This window comes from Streptomyces sp. NRRL S-495 (genome assembly GCF_000966955.1).
In the GTDB taxonomy this organism is placed as follows: Bacteria; Actinomycetota; Actinomycetes; order Streptomycetales; family Streptomycetaceae; genus Kitasatospora; species Kitasatospora purpeofusca.
Map to the genome: position 1 here is coordinate 1 of NZ_JZWY01000912.1, position 1,495 is coordinate 1,495.

Sequence of the window (1,495 nt, forward strand, 5' to 3'; positions counted from 1 at the left end):
CTCCTCCCCGGCCTCGCCGGAGACGACCCGGACCAGGTCCCAGTCCGTGTACGGCTCCAGCGCGGCCGCGCAGCGGTGGATCACCGCGGCGAACACCGGCTCGGCGGCCAGGAGTTCGCGGCCCATGGCGTGCCACTGCGAGCCCTGGCCGGGGAACACGAAGGCGGTCCGGCCCCCGGTCGCGGCCCGTCCGGTGAACACGCCGGGCACCGGCTCGGCACCGGCCGGGTCGGCGGCCAGCACCGGCCGGGTCGGCGGCCAGCCGCTCCAACTGCCCGGCCGCTCCGGCGGCGTCGGCGGCCAGCAGGGCGGCCCGGACCGGGAACTGGTCGCGCTGCCAGGCCAGGGTGCCGGCCAGGTCCGCCAGCGCCGGGGCGCTCGCGCCGGTGAGCAGCTCGCGCAGCTCGCGGGCGCGTTCGGCGAGCGCCGGCTCCGAGTGCGCGGACACCGGCAGCAGCACCGGGGCACGGTGTTCGTTGTCGGCACGGCCGTCGGCAGCGGTAGGCGTTTCCGTCCGCGGCGCCCCGGTCAGCACCACGTGCGCATTGGTGCCGCCCCAGCCGAAGCTGCTGACGCCGAGGAAGACCTGCTCGTCCGCCGGCAGCGGCAGCGGCTCGCGGACCACCGTCACATTCAGCTCGTCGAAGGCGATCTCCGGGTTGAGCTCCGCCGAGTGCAGGCTCGGCGGCACCACACCGTGGCGCAGCGCCAGCAGCGCCTTGAACAGCCCGGGGATGCCGGCGGCGGCCTCCAGATGGCCGATGTTGGTCTTCACCGAGCCGATCGGCAGCGGACCGGCGTCCGCGCTGCGGGTCTGCCCCAGCACCCGGCCGACCGCGCCCGCCTCGATCGGGTCGCCGACCGAGGTGCCGGTGCCGTGCGCCTCCACATAGGCGACCCGGTCCGCCGGGATGCCCCAGTGCCGGTAGGAGTCCCGCAGCAGCCGCTCCTGGCCGAGCGGACTGGGTGCGACGACACTCTGCCCGCCGCCGTCGTTGTTCACCGCCGTACCGGCGATGACACCGTGGATCCGGTCCCCGTCCGCCTGCGCCCGGGCGAGGGTCTTCACGAACAGGGCGCCCACGCCCTCGCCGCGCACGAAGCCGTTCGCCCCGGCGCCGAAGGCCTTGCACCGGCCGTCGGGGGAGAGGCCGCCGAAGTACGTCAGGCCGATCGAGGCGGTCGGGTCGAGCATCAGCGCGACACCGCCGATGATCGCCGCGTCCACCTCGCCGGCCCGCAGCGCCTGGGCGGCGAGGTGCGCCGCGACCAGCGCGGAGGAGCAGCCGGTCTCGACGACCAGGCTGGGCCCGGTGAGCCCGAGGAAGTAGGAGACCCGGGCGGCGATCATGTCGAGCGCGTAGCCGGGCGCGGTGTGCTGGGTGACCCCGGCGGCGCTCTTGCGGCCGACGTGCTCGTAGTCGTGCCACCCGGCGCCGACGAACACACCGGTCCGGCTGTCCGCGAGCGCGCGGGCCGGTGTCCCGGCGTCTCC

Annotated in this window: 1 protein-coding gene and 1 pseudogene; both read right to left on the reverse strand. The window is 76.0% G+C overall.

The window, feature by feature from the left end:
- Positions 1-126: hypothetical protein (locus VR45_RS49505; RefSeq protein WP_234326488.1), on the reverse strand; the 126-nt coding region annotated here is incomplete at its 3' end.
- A gap of 241 nt (positions 127-367) precedes the next feature.
- Positions 368-1,447 (reverse strand): annotated as a pseudogene (locus VR45_RS36050) (beta-ketoacyl synthase N-terminal-like domain-containing protein); the annotation flags it as partial.
- Positions 1,448-1,495: the final 48 nt, after the last annotated feature.